17 protein-coding genes are annotated in these 16,250 nt (G+C 70.9%); 10 read left to right on the top strand and 7 right to left on the bottom strand.

Annotated features, from left to right (window positions below; all coding sequences use genetic code 11):
• Window position 1: 1 nt before the first annotated feature.
• The 5 genes from QNO11_RS15060 to QNO11_RS15040 form a co-directional block, all read right to left on the bottom strand.
• The gene (locus QNO11_RS15060; RefSeq protein WP_257507457.1) at window positions 2-1,243 is read right to left on the bottom strand and encodes an MFS transporter; all 1,242 of its coding nucleotides are present in this window, start codon (window positions 1,241-1,243) and stop codon (window positions 2-4) included.
• 57 nt (window positions 1,244-1,300) lie between these two features.
• A complete protein-coding gene (gene purU / locus QNO11_RS15055) occupies window positions 1,301-2,179 on the bottom strand; it encodes a formyltetrahydrofolate deformylase (RefSeq protein WP_257507458.1) in 879 nt (292 codons plus the stop codon).
• Between the two features lie 113 nt (window positions 2,180-2,292).
• Window positions 2,293-3,486 carry a cobalamin-independent methionine synthase II family protein gene (locus tag QNO11_RS15050; RefSeq protein WP_257507459.1) on the bottom strand — a complete coding sequence of 398 codons (1,194 nt, stop codon included), beginning with the start codon at window positions 3,484-3,486 and terminating at the stop codon, window positions 2,293-2,295.
• A 205-nt stretch (window positions 3,487-3,691) separates the two neighbouring features.
• The gene (locus tag QNO11_RS15045; RefSeq protein WP_257507460.1) at window positions 3,692-4,873 is read right to left on the bottom strand and encodes a 4-hydroxybenzoate 3-monooxygenase; all 1,182 of its coding nucleotides are present in this window, start codon (window positions 4,871-4,873) and stop codon (window positions 3,692-3,694) included.
• Window positions 4,874-4,961: 88 nt separating this feature from the next.
• Complete coding sequence (locus tag QNO11_RS15040) at window positions 4,962-5,714, bottom strand: IclR family transcriptional regulator (protein WP_257507461.1); 753 nt, start codon at window positions 5,712-5,714, stop codon at window positions 4,962-4,964.
• Window positions 5,715-5,830: 116 nt separating this feature from the next.
• On the opposite strand from QNO11_RS15040, the gene pcaH reads away from it, so the two are divergent.
• Genes pcaH through QNO11_RS15000 form a run of 8 tightly spaced genes read left to right on the top strand, consistent with a single transcriptional unit; the run spans window position 5,831 to window position 12,326 of the window.
• Window positions 5,831-6,646, top strand: a complete 816-nt coding sequence (gene pcaH, locus QNO11_RS15035; protein ID WP_257507462.1) for a protocatechuate 3,4-dioxygenase subunit beta — start codon at window positions 5,831-5,833, stop codon at window positions 6,644-6,646.
• Window positions 6,643-7,203 (top strand): protocatechuate 3,4-dioxygenase subunit alpha, encoded by a 561-nt coding sequence (gene pcaG / locus QNO11_RS15030; RefSeq protein WP_257507463.1) that lies wholly within the window; start codon window positions 6,643-6,645, stop codon window positions 7,201-7,203. The genes pcaH and pcaG overlap by 4 nt, the downstream gene beginning before the upstream one ends.
• Window positions 7,193-8,572 carry a lyase family protein gene (locus tag QNO11_RS15025; RefSeq protein ID WP_257507464.1) on the top strand — a complete coding sequence of 460 codons (1,380 nt, stop codon included), beginning with the start codon at window positions 7,193-7,195 and terminating at the stop codon, window positions 8,570-8,572. Before pcaG ends, QNO11_RS15025 begins: the two co-directional genes overlap by 11 nt.
• A complete protein-coding gene (locus tag QNO11_RS15020; RefSeq protein WP_257507465.1) occupies window positions 8,569-9,351 on the top strand; it encodes an alpha/beta fold hydrolase in 783 nt (260 codons plus the stop codon). The genes QNO11_RS15025 and QNO11_RS15020 overlap by 4 nt, the downstream gene beginning before the upstream one ends.
• The gene (gene pcaC, locus QNO11_RS15015; RefSeq protein ID WP_257507466.1) at window positions 9,348-9,752 is read left to right on the top strand and encodes a 4-carboxymuconolactone decarboxylase; all 405 of its coding nucleotides are present in this window, start codon (window positions 9,348-9,350) and stop codon (window positions 9,750-9,752) included. Before QNO11_RS15020 ends, pcaC begins: the two co-directional genes overlap by 4 nt.
• Window positions 9,749-10,510: a 3-oxoacid CoA-transferase subunit A gene (locus tag QNO11_RS15010; RefSeq protein ID WP_257507467.1), complete on the top strand. Its 762-nt coding sequence runs from the start codon at window positions 9,749-9,751 to the stop codon at window positions 10,508-10,510. The genes pcaC and QNO11_RS15010 overlap by 4 nt, the downstream gene beginning before the upstream one ends.
• A complete protein-coding gene (locus QNO11_RS15005; protein WP_257507468.1) occupies window positions 10,507-11,160 on the top strand; it encodes a 3-oxoacid CoA-transferase subunit B in 654 nt (217 codons plus the stop codon). The genes QNO11_RS15010 and QNO11_RS15005 overlap by 4 nt, the downstream gene beginning before the upstream one ends.
• On the top strand, window positions 11,157-12,326 hold the full coding sequence (locus tag QNO11_RS15000) for a thiolase family protein (protein WP_257507469.1): 1,170 nt from the start codon (window positions 11,157-11,159) through the stop codon (window positions 12,324-12,326). The genes QNO11_RS15005 and QNO11_RS15000 overlap by 4 nt, the downstream gene beginning before the upstream one ends.
• 3 nt (window positions 12,327-12,329) lie before the next feature.
• On the opposite strand, the gene QNO11_RS14995 is transcribed toward QNO11_RS15000, so the two are convergent.
• Together QNO11_RS14995 and QNO11_RS14990 are read right to left on the bottom strand one after the other, a co-directional pair.
• Window positions 12,330-13,847, bottom strand: coding sequence for a peptide MFS transporter (locus QNO11_RS14995; protein WP_257507470.1), 1,518 nt, complete (start codon window positions 13,845-13,847; stop codon window positions 12,330-12,332).
• Window positions 13,848-13,863: 16 nt separating this feature from the next.
• The gene (locus tag QNO11_RS14990) at window positions 13,864-15,258 is read right to left on the bottom strand and encodes an MFS transporter (RefSeq protein ID WP_257507726.1); all 1,395 of its coding nucleotides are present in this window, start codon (window positions 15,256-15,258) and stop codon (window positions 13,864-13,866) included.
• Window positions 15,259-15,354: 96 nt separating this feature from the next.
• Here QNO11_RS14990 and QNO11_RS14985 point away from each other — a divergent pair, with 96 nt between their 5' ends.
• Together QNO11_RS14985 and QNO11_RS14980 are read left to right on the top strand one after the other, a co-directional pair.
• Complete coding sequence (locus QNO11_RS14985) at window positions 15,355-16,074, top strand: GNAT family N-acetyltransferase (protein ID WP_257507471.1); 720 nt, start codon at window positions 15,355-15,357, stop codon at window positions 16,072-16,074.
• The gene (locus tag QNO11_RS14980; RefSeq protein WP_257507472.1) at window positions 16,071-16,244 is read left to right on the top strand and encodes a hypothetical protein; all 174 of its coding nucleotides are present in this window, start codon (window positions 16,071-16,073) and stop codon (window positions 16,242-16,244) included. The genes QNO11_RS14985 and QNO11_RS14980 overlap by 4 nt, the downstream gene beginning before the upstream one ends.
• Window positions 16,245-16,250 lie beyond the last annotated feature (6 nt).

The raw sequence follows: 16,250 nt of genomic DNA, 5'->3' as shown, positions 1-16,250 counted from the left end.
GTCACTGCCGGCCGGCGAGGACGTAGCGGTCGCGTCCGGCGAAGATCCCGGTGATGCTCTGCGCCGCCAGCACCACCAGCAGCAGAGCGAGGGATGCCAGCCACGCCCCGGTAGCGTCGTGCAGCCAGCCGAACACCACCGGGCCCATGGCCGCGATCACGTAGCCCACTGACTGTGCCATGCCCGACAGTGCCGCCGCGGTGTCATGGTCGCGGGCGCGCTGCGCCATCAAGGTCAGCGTCATACCGAGGGATGCGCCAGAGGACAGCCCGAGCATGGGTGCCCACAGCAGCACGAGGTCAGGTGCGACCATGAGGCCCACCACCCCGACGACCGCCAGCGAGGGGACGAGGGCCGGGATGCGGGTGCGCGCGCGCCCGCGCAGCAACAGCGGCAGGATCAGTGAACCTGCGATCGAGAAGAGCTGGTAGAGCATGACGTCCAGGCCCGCGACGATCGCGGAGCGGCCGATCGAGACGGACAGCGGCGCAAGCCACGTCACGATCATGTAGAACACGGATGCCTGCAGGCCCATGTAGAGGGCGACGAGCCAGGCCGTCCGGTCGCGCCAGATGCCGGTCGGCACGCGCCGGCGTCCCCGGCCGGGCGCCGGGCCACGACCTTGGTCCGGCACCGGCACGTCGGCGGGCCCGCGCGTCGCCCACGCCCACGCGACGATCGCGAACGGCAGCAGGGCGCCGCCGGTCACGAGCAGCGAGAACTGCCAGCCGGCCGGATCCTGTGGCCAGGGAGCCTCGGAGATCGGCACGGCGAGCCCGGAAGCGACGGCCCCGAATCCGCCGAGCAGCGCGGAGTACACCGCCGTCATCGACGCGACGTTGCCGGGGAAGTCGCGCTTGACGACAGCCGGCATCAGCACGTTGACGATCGCCAGTGCGATACCGATCAGCGCGGCGCCGATCCACAGGCTCGCCACCGGTCCGGGTACGGAGCGGACGACGGTGCCGACGGCCAGGAGCAGGAGCGACCACAGCATGACGCGGGACATCCCGAACCTGCGGGTGAGGTCGTGCGCGAGCGGGGAGAAGATCGCCCAGGCGACCAGCGGCACCGAGGCGATGAGGCCCAGCGCGCCCGGCGCCATGCCGGTGCCCTCGCCGATCTGCTCCAGCAGCGGGCCGACTGCGGTGATCGTGGGCCGCATGTTCGCCGCGACCAGGCACACCGCCACGATGAGCGCGACGGACGCGGTGCGTCGCGTGGCCACGGCATCGGGGGTCATCAGTACGGGACTATACCCGCCGGTGTGGTTTGCGTGCCGGCATCCGACCGACTCGCGTCAGAACACGATCGTGTGGTTGCCGTGGCGGATGACGCGGTCCTGCGCGTGCCACAGCACGGCGCGGGACAGCACCTGACGCTCGACATCGGCGCCGCGTCGGGCGAGTTCGGCCGCGGAATCGGCGTGGGTCACGCGCACGGTGTCCTGCTCGATGATCGGACCCTCGTCGAGGTCGGTTGTGACGTAGTGGCTCGTCGCACCGATCAGCTTGACCCCGCGCTGCTTGGCCTTCTTATAGGGCTCCGCGCCGATGAAGGCGGGCAGGAATGAGTGGTGGATGTTGATCACCGGCACCCCGAGCTTGTCGAGGAAGTCCGACGAGAGGATCTGCATGTAGCGCGCCAGCACGACGAAGTCGACGTTGCCGACCAGCAGCTCGAGCATCTTCGCTTCGGATTCGGACTTGTCCGGCCCCGGGTTCGACGGTACGTGGAAGAACGGCACCCCGAAGGAGCGGACGTCCTCCGCGGCGGTGGTGTGGTTGGAGATGACCATCGGCACCGTCACCGGGAGGTCGCCCCGGCGGTGGCGCCACAGCAGGTCGAGCAGGCAGTGGTCCTGCTTGGACGCGAGGATCGCCATGCGCTTGGGCACCGACTGATCGGTGAGCGACCACTGCAATTCGAACTCGTCGAGCACGCCGGCGATCTCCGCCTCGATCTGCGGGCGGTCGGCCGCGAAGTCGGGGCGGTGGAACACAACCCGCTGGAAGTACGCGCCACCGATCGGGTCGTCGGAGTACTGGTCGAACGCGACGATGTTGCCACCGATGCGGGTGATCATCGCCGAGACCGCCGCGACGATGCCGGGCTGGTCCTTACCGTGCACGATGAGGCACGCGTGGGCGGGGAGAAGGTGCGGTGTGTGCACGGCCATCCTTCGATTCTGCCGTGCCGCGGTGGATGCCGCCGACACCCGGCATCCGCTCCCCTGTCGCAGGTGGCCGCCGCCGGCCCATACGCGACAGGGGAGCGCGTGGATGCCGCGGGTCAGACCCGCGCGGCGGCGCGGCGGGCGCCCTCGCCGAGGGACGCGAGCTTGGCCCACGCGATGTCCGCGTGTACCCGGCCGCCCAGGCCGCAGTCGGTCGAGGCGATCACGCGGTCGGCACCCACGATGCCGGCGAACCGGGCGATCCGCTGCGCGACGAGGTCGGGGTGCTCCACGACGTTCGTCGCGTGGCTCACGACACCGGGCACGAGCACCAGGTCGTCGGGCAGCGCCTGCTCGCCCCACACCGTGTACTCGTGCTCGTGGCGGACGTTGCCGGCCTCGAACGAGATCGACCCGACGTTGGCCCCCAGCACGACCGGCAGGATGTGCCGCAGCTCGACGTCGGTCGTGTGAGGCCCGTGCCACGAGCCCCAGCACAGGTGCAGGCGCACCTGCTCCTTGGGGAGCCCCGCGATGGCGTGGTTGATCGCGTCGACCCGGATCTTCGTGAACGCCTGGTAGTCGGCGATCGACGGCTCCGGGCTGATCTGGTCGAAGTTCTCCGCCAGTGACGGGTCGTCCAGCTGCACGATGAGCCCGGCATCCACGATCGCGCGGTACTCCTCGCGCAGCGCGTCCGCCCACGCCCAGATGTGCTCCTCCTCGGTGGCGTAGTAGTCGTTGCGCACGCGGGCGGCCGACCCCGGCGCGATCGCGGTGAGGAAGCCCTGCTCGCCCTCGCGCAGCGACGCCTTGAGGTGCCGGATGTCGGATGCCACGGCCGCCTGGCCGCGGTACGTGATCGGCCCCGTCGTGGTCGGGAACCCGGTGGCGTTGCGCCCCACCTCGACGACCTCGGCGTACACCGCAGGGAACAGCTGCCGGTCACGGCGGTCCAGGAACGAGGTGAGCTTGATGTCGCCGGGCTCGGAGCGCACCGGCGGCTCGTTGAACGCGTTGACCTCGGTCAGCGACAGCCCGGCGGCGCGCTGGAACGAGTACGACCACCACGCCCCGTAATCGACGGCGTTCGACATCGCCTTGCCGAACTCACCGTCGCCGACCAGCGTGATGCCGGCGTCGCGCTGACGCTCGACGACGTCGGCCACCGCCTGCGCCGTGAGCTGCTCGAACTCCGGCGTCGACTGCAGCGTGAAGCCGTCGTCGGCGAAGGTGCGGGCACCGTTCGCGTCGATGAGAGCCTGCGTGCGGGGCAGGCTGCCGGCGGTGGTGGTCTGGATCTCGGTCATGAACTGCTGCGCTTTCGTTCGGGGGGCGCCGCGAGCTTATCGGCGGCTCCGGCGGCGGCCCGAAGCGGCCGTCATGTACCGTCACGCAGCGGCGCAGCCCACCCGCGGCGCCGCTCGCCTGCCGCGAAGCGTGGCTTCGCGGGTGCCGAAGCGACATCGCAGGACAGGGGAGCCGAGTGGGCCGGCGCCGCGCGCCGCCCCGACCTCACCGCTCCAGCGGCCACCCGGTGTACGCCTCCGCGAGATACGTGCGACCCGCCTCGGATTCGACCACCGACCGCAGCTCGCCGACCTGCCGCAGCCGGTCGAAGTCGGTGGCATCCGGCGCGACGTGCAGCATGTTCGTCATCCACCACGAGAAGTGCTGCGCCTTCCAGATGCGCCGCAGCGCCCGCTCGGCGAACGAGTCGATCAGCCCCGCGTCGCGGTCGACCAGCAGGGCGCGCAGCGCATCGGCGAGCAGCACGACGTCGGCAACGGCGAGGTTCATCCCCTTCGCTCCGGTGGGCGGCACGGTGTGCGCGGCGTCGCCCACGAGCGCGGCCCGGCCGTGGCGCACCTCGTGCGCGACGAAGCTGCGGAACCTCAGCACATCCCGCTGGAAGATCGGGCCCTCGACGAGCGTCGTGCCCGGCACCCGATCCTGCAGGGTCTGCCAGATCTGCTCCTGCGTGAGCGCCTCGGGATCGGCCTCCGGGTCGCACTGGAAGTACATGCGCTGCACCGTGGGGCTGCGTTGGCTGATCAGCGCGAAACCGTGGTCGGAGTTGGAGTAGATCAGCTCCTCGGCACTCGGCGGCGCTTCGCACAGGATGCCGAACCACGCGAACGGGTATTCGCGGAAGTACCCGCCGGTCGCCGACCCCGTCACGGCGGCGCGCACGACGCTGCGCGAGCCGTCGGCGCCCACCACGAAGTCCGCGTCGATCTCGATCCCGCCGCCTTCGGCATCCGTCGCGATCACCCGCGGCCGGTCGGTGTCGACGTCGTCGACGCGCGTCGCGGTCACCCCGAACCGCAGATCCTGCCCCGCGGCCAGGCGCAGCGCCAGCAGGTCCTTCAGCGCCTCGTGCTGCGGGTACAGCCAGACACCGCGCCCCACGAGGGCCGCGAAGTCGATGCGGTGCCCCTCACCCTGGAACCGCAGCTCGATCCCGTCGTGCCGCCGGCCCACCGTGTCCACGCGGGTGCCAGGGTCGATGCGCCGCAGCAGCTCCACCGTCCCCTGCTCCAGGATGCCGGCGCGCACCGTCGTCTCGATCTCTTCGCGGGAACGCTGGTCGATGACGACGGAGTCGATCCCCGCGTCGGCGAGCAGCTGGGACAGCACGAGGCCGGCGGGACCGGCCCCGACGATGGCGACACGCGTACGCGTGATGGTGGTCATGGCGGCTCCTTCGACGGCTGACAGGCCCCATCGTCGCCCCGCGCCGCGCGAACGCCGCACGAACTCCCGTTCAACGGGAGTCGTTTCCCTATCGGCGGTAGCCGAGTGAGCGCTCGATGTCCCGTGCCGCGCGTTGCAGTTCCACGACCGCGAACTCCGACTCCGCTCCCCGCGGCACGACGACCGAGAGGGCAGCGACGACGTTGCCGGTCTCATCCAGAATCGGCACGGCGATGCCGGTGGAGACCTCCTCGATGTATCCGGGCGCGATCGCGTGCCCCAGCGTGCGCACCTCCGCGAGCTTGCGGCGCACGGCGGCCGGATCCGACAGCGTCGCCGATGTCAGGGGCCGCAACGCACCGCCGAGCACCCGTTCCTGCAGCGCGGGCCCGCCGAACGCCAGCAGGACGAGGCCCGAGCTGGATGCGTGAAGCGGCAGCCGACCTGCGACGCGTGTGATGTTGGCGCCGGAATCGGGGCCGCTGAGGCGCTCGAGGAACAGCGCCTCGTCCTGCTCGAGGATCGCCAGCTGCGTGTGCTCGCGCACCCGCGACTGCACCCGCTCCATGAAGGGCAGCGCCGCCTGGCGCAGCCGCAGCGCCGACGAAGAACGGGTGGCCAGCTCCCACAGGCGCATCCCGATGCGCACGCGCCGATTCTCGTCGCGCTCGAGCAGCCCGGCGTCGGCCAGTTCGCCCACGAGTCGATGTGCTGTCGAGCTCGGCAGCCCCGCCCGCCGCCCGATCTCCGCTGTCGTCTGCACGGTGCGCGTGGGCGTGAAGGTCTCGAGGACGCGGACCAGCCGGTCGATGCCGGATTCGCCGGACGGGGAGTTCGCCATGGCCAGAGTGTGGCACACCCGGCAAGGGCGATTTTCATTCAGTGGGACACCACTCCCCAGGCACGCTTACTCGCGCGACGATAGGACGAGCTGACCCAAGGCGTCGAAGGAGACCCATGACCGACACCACAGCCGCCGCGCCCGAGACGCTGCTCGCCTCGCCCGATCAGTTGTCGCAGGCCGAGATCACGCAGGAGATCAGGGACCGGCACGCAGAGTACGCCGCGCGCGAGGCGTCAGGCGAGCGCCTGCCCGCCACGATGCACGACTTCCCGCCCTACCGTTCCAGCATCCTGCGGCATCCGACGAAGAACCCGAAGCTCGTCGACCCCGAGACGATCGAACTGGTCTCGCCCGCATTCGGCCAGCGTGACGTCGCCGCGATCGAGTCCGACCTGACGCTGCAGCACGCGGGTGAGCCGCTGGGAGAGCGGATGACGGTGCGTGGCACGCTGCGCGACTCGTGGGGGCGCCCGATCCGCAACCAGTTGATCGAGATCTGGCAGGCCAACTCCGCCGGCCGGTACATCCACCAGCGCGACCAGCACCCCGCGCCCCTGGATCCGAACTTCACCGGCGCGGGACGCACGATCACGAATGACGCCGGCGAGTACCTGTTCACCACGATCAAGCCCGGGCCCTATCCGTGGAAGAACCACGTCAACGCGTGGCGGCCCGCCCACATCCACTTCTCGATCTTCGGGTCGTCGTTCACGCACCGGCTCGTGACGCAGATGTACTTCCCCGGTGACCCGCTGTTCGCCCTCGATCCGATCTACAACACGATCTGGCGACAGAGCGACCGCGACCGCCTCGTCGGCGTCTACGACCACGACCTCACCTCGCCGGAGTGGTCCACCGGCTACCGCTTCGACATCGTCGTCGACGGTTCGGATGCCACCTGGTTCGAGCCTGAGGAGCACGACGCATGACCGTCCCCGAGCGCACCCACGTCCCCAGCCCCGGTCAGACCGTCGGCCCGTTCTTCGCCTACGGCGTCGAGTACGCCAAGATGCACGAGGTCGCGTTCCCGCATTCGCCCGGGGCGATCCTGCTCAGCGGCACCGTCTCCGACGGGGAGGGCAACCCGATCCCCGACGCGTTCGTGGAGATCTGGGGCGCCGACCAGGACGGCACGCTCCCGGACGCCCGAGGTGCGTTCCGCCGCGACGACCACACCTTCACCGGGTTCGGGCGCGCCTTCACGAACGACGAGGGCCACTACGAGTTCTGGACGCGCAATCCCGGGGCCGCAGCGGGCAAGGCGCCGTTCATCGCCGCGATCGTCTACGCGCGGGGCCTGCCCGACAAGCTGCACACCCGCATCTACCTCCCCGACGACCAGGCGGCGCTGGATGCCGACCCGCTGCTGTCCTCGCTCGATCAGGACGAGCGCGCTACGCTCATCGCGTCGCGCACCCCCGACGGCAACCTTCGCCACGACATCCGGCTGCAGGGGGAGAAGGAGACCGTCTTCCTTGTCTTCTGATGCACGCCTCCCCGTCGATGTCGGGCTGCTCTCGCCGGTGACTGCACGGTACGACCAGGACACGACGGATGCCGCGGTGCTCGCCGCGCTCGTCGCCGCCGAGATCGCCCTGACCCGCGCCTGGGCGCAGGTGGGCGTCGCATCGGAGGAGACCGCCGATGCCGTCGCCGCCGCGCTCGGCGGGCGCGACCGGGATGCCGCCGGCGACCTGCCGGACGTGTCGTGGCTGTCCGCCACGGAACTGGCCGCCGCCGCCCGTGCCGGCGGCAACCCGGTGATCCCCCTCGTCGGCGCGCTGAAGGACCGCGCCCCGGCCGACGGGCGCGACTGGGTGCACCGGGGAGCGACGAGCCAGGACATCCTCGACTCCGCGCTCATGCTCACCGCGCGTCGCGCCGGCGCGCTGATCCTCGCCGACCTCGCCGCGCTCGAGATCCTGCTGGCATCCTTCGCCGCCACCCATCGCGACGAGGTCGCCGCCGCGCGCACCCTCGGCCAGCATGCGGTGCCGACGACGGTCGGGCTGCGTGCGGCGAACTGGCTGCGCGGCATCGCGCGTGCCCGGTCGCGGCTGACGGGCGTCCTGGCCGAGCTGCCGGCGCAGCTGGGCGGCGCCGGTGGCACCCTCGCCTCGTTCCTCCAGATCGGCGGTGCGGATGCCGCGGCAGGACTGCCCGCGGCGTTCGCCACCGAGCTGGGCCTGGCGGCACCCGACGCGCCGTGGCACACCACCCGGTGGCCGGTCACCGAGCTCGGCGACGCGCTGACACAGGTCACCGACGCACTGGGCGTCATCGCCGCCGACGTCGTGACCGGCAGCCGCACCGAGATCGGCGAACTCGCCGAGGGATCAGGCGGCGGATCCAGTGCGATGCCGCAGAAGCGCAACCCCGCCGCCGCCGTGCTGGTGCGCTCCGCGGCACTGCGGGCGCCGCACCTGTCCGCCACGCTCCACACCGCCGCCGCGCTCGCCGTCGACGAGCGCCCGGACGGTGCGTGGCATGCCGAATGGCCGACCCTGCGGGAGATGCTGCGGCTCGCCCGCGGCGCCGCCGCGACCGCCGTCGACCTCGTCGGGGGCTTGCGGGTCGACTCCGCCGCCGTCGCGCGCAACCTCGCGGTCACCGATGGTCTCATCGTCGCCGAGCGGGTGGCCCTGGTGCTCACCCCGGTGATCGGGAAGGCTGCCGCCGCCGAGCTGCTCACCCGCGCCGTGGCCGGCGAGGCGCTCACCGACCTCGTGACGGCAGCCACCGCGGGCAGCGACCTCGACGTGACCCACCTGCTCGACCCCGCCGGCTACGTCGGTCTTGCCGGCGCCCTCGTCGACGACGCCATCGCCCGCACGCATCGCGAGGAGCATCCGTGACCCGTCCCGCCGTCGCCCTCACCGCCCCCGTCGGACCCGACGACGCGGCGCTGCTGGTGCTGGGTCCGTCGCTGGGCACCACCGGGATCCTCTGGGAGAAGGTGCTGCCCGCCCTCACCGGCCGCTACCGGGTCGTCACGTGGGACCTGCCGGGCCACGGCCGGTCGGCACCGGCATCCGCCCCCTTCACCGTCGCCGACCTCGCCGATGCCGTCGTGGACGCGGCACGCGAGGTCTCCGCCGGCCCGTTCTGGTACGCCGGGGTCTCCCTGGGCGGTGCGGTCGGGCTGGAACTGCTGCTGCGGCATCCGGATGCCGTGCGCGCGGCTGCCATCATCGCGTCGGGTGCACAGCTGGGCGACCCGGCCGGCTGGCACGAGCGCGCCGCGAAGGTGCGCGCCGAGAGCACGTCGAGCATCATCATCCCGTCAGCGCAGCGCTGGTTCGCGCCGGATTCGGTCGCCCGCGAGCCGGAGCTGTCGGGGCGGCTGCTGCACGCGCTGCAGAACACCGACGACGACTCCTACGCCCGCTGCTGCGAGGCGTTGGCCGACTACGACGTCCGCGACCGGCTCGATGCGATCACCACCCCGGTGCTGGCGGTGTGGGGCGAACACGACGCCGTCGCACCCGAGGCCAAGGCCCGCGAGATCGCCGACGGGGTGCCGGGCGGCCGCATCGCGCGCATCGCGGATGCCGCGCATCTGCCGCCCGCGGAGCAGCCGGAAGACGTGGCACGCGTGCTGGTGGAATTCTTCGACAGCAAGGGGACGCGATGACCAGACCACAGGGCGAAGGACTGAGCGACCAGGAGCGCTACGACAACGGCATGGCCGTGCGTCGGGCGGTGCTCTCGGACGCCCACGTCGACCGCGCGAACGCCGCGACGACCGAGCTGACCGCCGACTGGCAGGACTTCATCACCCGCGTCGCCTGGGGGGATGTCTGGTCGCGGCCGGGCCTGGACCGCCGATCCCGGTCGGTCGCGGTGCTGTCGTCGCTCATCGCACACGGGCACCACGAGGAACTCGCGATGCACCTGCGCGCGGCGCTGCGCAACGGCCTCACCGTTGACGAGATCCGTGAGGTGATCCTGCAGTCGGCGGTGTACTCCGGCGTCCCCGCCGCCAACACGGCGTTCCGCATCGCGTCCGAGGTCTTTGCTGAGGACCAGTCGTGATCGACAAGACCGTCCCCGATGCCGCGGCGGCCGTCGCCGGCATCCACGACGGTGCGACGGTCATGATCGGCGGATTCGGCCGCGCCGGCCAGCCGGTGGAACTCATCGACGCGCTCATCGCGCAGGGCGCCACCGATCTGACGATCGTCAACAACAACGCCGGCAACGGCGACACCGGACTGGCGGCCCTGCTCGCGGCGAGGCGGGTGCGCAAGATCGTGTGCTCGTTCCCGCGGCAGCACGACTCGTGGGTGTTCGACGAGCTGTACCGGGCCGGCGAGATCGAACTGGACATCGTGCCGCAGGGCAACCTCGCCGAACGCATTCGCGCCGCCGGCGCCGGGGTGGGCGCGTTCTTCTCGCCGACCGGGGTGGGCACGCAGCTGGCCGAAGGCAAGGAGCAGCGCGAGATCGACGGCCGGCGCTATGTGCTGGAGTACCCGATCAAGGCCGATTTCGCGCTCATCTCCGCGCTGCAGGGCGACCGCTGGGGGAACCTCGTGTACCGCGAGACGGCGCGCAACTTCGGGCCCATCATGGCCACCGCCGCGACGACGACGATCGCGCAGGTGGACCGGATCGTGCCCCGGGGGGCGCTGGACCCGGAGCGGGTCGTCACCCCCGGGATCTTCGTCGACCGCGTCGTCGCCGTCGGCCCCCGGGCCTGGCTGCAGGACGGGATCTTCGTCGGCGGCGTCGACATCGAGGGGCGCCCGCTGGGCGCACCGGCCACGGCATCACAGGAGAAGGCGCGATGACCGGGATCACACGGGACGAGCTCGCGGCGCGGATCGCCGCCGACATCCCCGAGGGTTCGTACGTCAACCTCGGCATCGGGGCTCCCACCCTGGTGGCCAACTACCTGCCCCGCGACCAGGAGATCATCCTGCACACCGAGAACGGGCTGCTGGGCATGGGCGAGGCGCCGGAGCCCCACCTGATCGACCCCGACCTCATCAACGCCGGCAAGCAGCCGGTCACCGCGCTGCCGGGGGCGGCATACTTCCACCACGCCGACTCGTTCGCGATGATGCGCGGCGGCCACCTGGACGTCTGCGTCCTGGGTGCGTTCCAGGTCTCGCAGTCGGGCGACCTGGCCAACTGGTCCACCGGCGCCCCGGGCGCGATCCCGGCCGTCGGTGGCGCGATGGACCTCGCGATCGGCGCGAAGAGCGTCTACGTCATGACGGATCTGCTCACCAAACAGGGTGAATCCAAGCTCGTGGCATCCTGCACGTATCCGCTCACCGGCGTCGGCTGCGTCACCCGGGTGTACACCGACCACGCCGTCTTCGACGTCACCGCCGACGGGTTCGCGGTGCGGGAGCTGTTCGGCGATGTCACGATCACCCGACTCGAAGAGCTCACCCGCTTGACCATGATGGACGCCACGGAAGGACGACCATGACCGCCTCGTTCATCTACGACGCCGTACGCACCCCGTTCGGCCGCGCCGGCGGTGCGCTGGCCGGGGTGCGACCGGACGACCTGGCCGCCCTCGTCATGAAGGCGACCGTCGAGCGCACCGGGATCGACCCGGCCCGCATCGCCGACGTCATCTTCGGCGACGCCAATCAAGCCGGCGAGGACAACCGCAACGTCGCCCGGTTCGGCGCGCTGCTGGCGGGCTTTCCCACGTCGGTGACCGGTGTCACCGTCAATCGGCTGTGCGCCTCCTCGGTCGAAGCGGTCATCCAGGGGGCGCGGGCGATCGAATCAGGCGACGCCGACATCGTGCTGGCCGGCGGCGTCGAGTCGATGAGCCGGGCGCCGTTCGTCGTGGAGAAGTCGGCCAAGCCGTGGCCGGCGGTGGGCAACCAGACGATGTGGAACACCGCGATCGGGTGGCGCATGGTCAACCGTGCCCTGCCGACGCACTGGACCATCAGCAACGGCGAGTCGGCGGAGAAGATCGCCCGGGAGTGGGGGATCTCCCGGGAGGCGCAGGATGCCTTCGCGGTGCGCTCGCACCGCCTGGCCGCCCAGGCGTGGGCCGCCGGCGTCTACGACCCGGAGATCGTGCAGGTCCCCGGTGCCGAGCTCGCCCGCGACGAGGGGATCCGCCCCGACTCGTCCGTGGCGAAGCTCGCCGGGTTGAAGCCGCTGTTCGCCGCCGACGGCACCGTCACGGCGGGCAACGCGTCACCCGTCAATGACGGCGCTTCCGCGGTGCTGCTGGGGGCGGAGGGGGCGGTGGATGCCGAGCCGCTGGCCCGGATCGTCTCGCGCGCCGCGCACGGTGTGGACCCGGACGACTTTCCCATCGCCCCCATCGAGGCGGCGAACAAGGCGCTCGTGAAGGCCGGGAAGACCTGGGCCGACGTCGATTTCGTCGAGCTCAACGAGGCATTCGCGTCGCAGTCGCTCGCGTGCCTCGCCGGCTGGCCGGACCTCGACCCGGAAAAGCTCAACATCCACGGCGGCGCGCTGGCGATCGGTCACCCGCTGGGCGCCTCCGGAGGCCGCATCATCGGCCACGCCGCGCACGAACTGCGCCGGCGCGGCGGGGGCGTGGCGGTCGCGGCGATCTGCATCGGCGTCGGGCAGGGGCTTGCCGTGGTGCTGGAGCGCTGAGGGTCAGCGCACCCCCTGCATCAGCCGCAGCACCGGCTTGACGAGCAGCAGCAGCACCACGCCGACCCCGATGGCGATGAGCCCGAGGATCGAGAAGTACGGCACCTCGTTTTCGGGGTTGTAGTACTGCGCCAGCTGGCCCGAGATCGCCGTGCCGAGCGCCACGGACAGGAAGAACAGCGCCACCATCTGGGTGTGGAAGCGCTCCGGGGCGAGCTTGGTCGTCACCGACAGTCCGACCGGCGACAGCAGCAGCTCGGCGACGGTGAACACCAGCAGGATGCCGATCATCGCGATGAGCGGAGTCGAACCATCCCCGCCGTTGGCGAACGGCAGGAACAGCAGGAACGCCGCTCCCATGATCATGACGCCCAGGCCGAACTTGACCGGCGTCGACGGCTGGCGGGCGCCGAGCTTGGTCCACAGCCACGCGAAGACGCCGGAGAGGATGATGATGAAGATCGGGTTGATCGACTGCACCCAGGGCACCGGCATCTCGAACCCGAAGATGTCGCGGTCGAGCTTCGTGTCGGCGTAGATGGTGACCACCGTGAACTGCTGCTGGTACAGCGACCAGAACGCCACCGAGGTGATGAACAGCGGCACGAACGCCCACACCCGGCTGCGTTCAGTGCCGGTGATGTGGCGGCTGGAGAGGATGACGACGAAGTAGGCGAGGGTCGCGGCGATCGTGACGTAGATGACGATGCTCGACAGGTTGTCGGCGCGGATCACGCCGGTGAGCACCAGCACGAGGATCAGCGCGACCGCGGCCACCGCGATCCCGATGAACATCGGGTAGCGGCTGCGGGGGAGCGGGTTGGGCACGTGGCGGGATTCGTCGGGCAGCGACTTGCGGCCGAACGAGTACTGCAGCAGCCCCAGCGCCATGCCGATGGCTGCCAGCCCGAAGCCCCAGTGGAAGCCGAGGGTCGACTGGAGCAGCCCGGTCAGCAGCGGACCCAGCAGCGCGCCGAGGTTGATGCCGAGGTAGAACAGCGAGAACCCGGCATCCCGTCGGGGGTCATCCTGACGATAGAGGGTTCCCACGACGCTGGTCGCGTTGGCCTTCAGGCCGCCCGAGCCGAGGGCGACCAGCATGAGGCCCACCGTGACGCCGGCGAAGCCGGGCAGCAGCGCCAGGGCGATGTGCCCGGCCACGATGATCATCGCACTGTAGAACAGCACCCGTTCGGAGCCGAGAACGCGGTCGGCGATCCATGCGCCGAGGATCGTGGAGAGATAGACGCTGCCGCCGTACGCGCCCACGATCCCGGCGGCGACGGTCTGGTCCATCCCGAGCCCACCGTCGGCGACGGAGTAGTACAGGTACAGCAGCAGGATGCCCTGCATGCCGTAGAAGCTGAAACGCTCCCACATCTCCACGCCGAACACGTGGGCCAGAGCCCACGGCTGGCCGAAGAATCGGGTGTCGTTATCGCCTCGGGAACCTGTCGAGACGGCATCGGCCGGTGGCGTGGGAGGTCCCACGGGTACCTGGGCCGGCTCGTTGGTGCTCATTGCCCAAGGCTAACCCTCACCGGGGCAGAGAGGGATGGGGTTCGTTTGCCGGCCGTTGCGGGATGAAGACGGCCAGCACGAGCGCGACGACCGCCGCGCCGCCGCCGAGCACGAATGCCAGGTCGAACGCGGCCGCCGTCGGAACCTGCACACCGTCCTGGGTGACGGACATGCTCGCGAGGACGGCGCCGATCACGGCGGCCGCCGTGCTGGTGCCCAGCGACCGGAACAGCGCGTTGAGCCCGTTGGAGGCGCCCGTCTCGCTCTGCGGGACGCTGCGCATGATGAGCATGGGCATGGCGGCGTACCCGAACCCGATGCCCACACCCACCAGCAGGTTCGCCACCAGCAGGTGCCAGACCTCGGAGGAGAACAGCAGGGTGAAGCCGTACGCGAGGATGAGGGCGATCGCGCCGGCCACCAGCAGCAGCCGTGGTCCCACCGTGCGGGCCAGCCGCCCGGAGTACGGCGAGAGCACCATCATCACCAGGCCCGCCGGGGCGATCACCAGGCTCGCCGCCAGCAGTGACAGCCCGAACCCGGCGGGGGCGGGCAGCTCCAGCAGTTGCGGGTAGGACACGTTCGACGCGAACAGCGAGAACCCCATCGCGAGCGAGGCGATGTTGGTCAGCAGCACGGGGCGGCGGGCGGCGACGCACAGGTCCAGCAGCGGCTCGGCGATGCGCAGCTCGAACCAGCCCCACGCCAGCAGCACCGCAAGCCCTCCCAGCCCGCAGATCAGCACGGCAGCAGACGTCCAACCCCACTCGTTGCCGCGGGACACCGCCAGCAGCACGCCGGTCAGGCCCACCGCGAGCCCCGCCGCGCCCACGTAGTCGAACTTGCCGGCGGTGCGCAGCACGCTCACCGGGATGATCCACAGCACGAGACCGAACACCACGACGCCCATGCCTGCGGCCATCCAGAACAGCGCGTGCCAGTCGCTGTACTGCGTGACCAGCGCGCTCAGCGGCATGCCGAGCGCGCCACCCACGCCCATCGTTGCGCTGATCAGCGCGATCGCGGCATCCACCCGGTCTTCGTGCAGCACGTCGCGCAGGATCGAGATCGCCAGCGGGACGACACCGGTGACCGCCCCCTGCAGCGCGCGGCCGATGATGACGCCGACGATGCCGGTGGACAGTGCGGCGATGACCGAGCCGAGCACGAGCACCCCCAGCAGCACGAGCACGATGCGGCGCTTGCCGTACATGTCGCCCAGTCGCCCGGCGATGGGGGTGACCACCGCCGCGGCCAGCAGCGTCGCCGTGACCACCCACGCGGTGTCGTCGCGGCTCGCACCCAGCAGCTCGGGAAGCTTCGCCTGGATCGGCACGACGAGGGTGAACATGAAGGACGAGGCCAGCCCGGCCAGCGCCAGCACAGCGACGATCAAGCCCTGGCGCGGCATCCGAGTGAGGCGCCTGCGTGCGTTCTCTTCCCGGGTGGCCATCGGTCCAGGCTAGCGTCGCGGGCGCAGAGGCGGCTCGAGTCGTAGGGTGAGGGCATGGCCGACCTCGACGACCTCAGCGCTCCTCCCGGCATCGAAATCCGCCCGCTGGAGACCGTCGACGAGGTGTTCGCTGCGTCGGATGTGCTCGCCGAGGTGTGGGGCGGCGACTACAGCGGGATGCCCGCGGGACTGTTGCGGGCGCTCGCCCATTCCGGCAATTACGCGGTGGGGCTGTACGACGCAGATCGCATCATCGGGGCGTCGGTGGCGTTCTTCGCCGCCCCCGCCGAGCGGTCGATGCATTCCCACGTCACCGGGGTGCTCGCGGAGTACCGCGGCCACCGGCTCGGCAGGCTGCTCAAGCAGCATCAGCGCCAGTGGGCCTTCGCGCGCGACGTCGGGCACATCACCTGGACGTTCGATCCGCTGATCGCACGCAACGCCCACTTCAACCTCGTGGTGCTGGGCGCACGGGTGACCGAGTACCTGCCCAACCAGTACGGCCCGATGGACGACGTCATCAACCGCGGCGACGAGAGCGACCGGCTCATGGTGTCCTGGGCACTGGCCGGCCCCGCCGCCACGACCGATCCGGGTGACGTGGTCGCAACGGTCGCGGTGCCGCCCGACATCGAGACGATGCGTCAGGAGTCGCCGGACGAGGCGATGCTGTGGCGCCGCCGGGTGCGGGAGCAGTTCGCCGCACACGCGGCATCCGGCCTCGTCGTCGGCGGATTCGACGACGCCCGCGGGTACCTGTTCGTCCCGGCGTGAGCCCGGCGCGCGCCACCGCGCCCGCGCCCGCGCCGCGCCACGTTCTCGGAGAACTGCACGAATTCGGCGAGTTTCGGGCTGTGCGCTCCGAAGAACCGGATTTCTCCGAAACTGTGGTGCAGCGGATGCCGCAACCCGCGGACGCCGGCAAGCTCGCCTTCACCGGCTGAGCCGCC

Origin of the sequence: Microbacterium sp. zg-B96 (assembly GCF_030246865.1) — a bacterium.
GTDB lineage: Bacteria > Actinomycetota > Actinomycetes > Actinomycetales > Microbacteriaceae > Microbacterium.
Note: the sequence above shows the minus strand (reverse complement) of the source record. Positions and strands in the feature narration are given on the sequence as shown.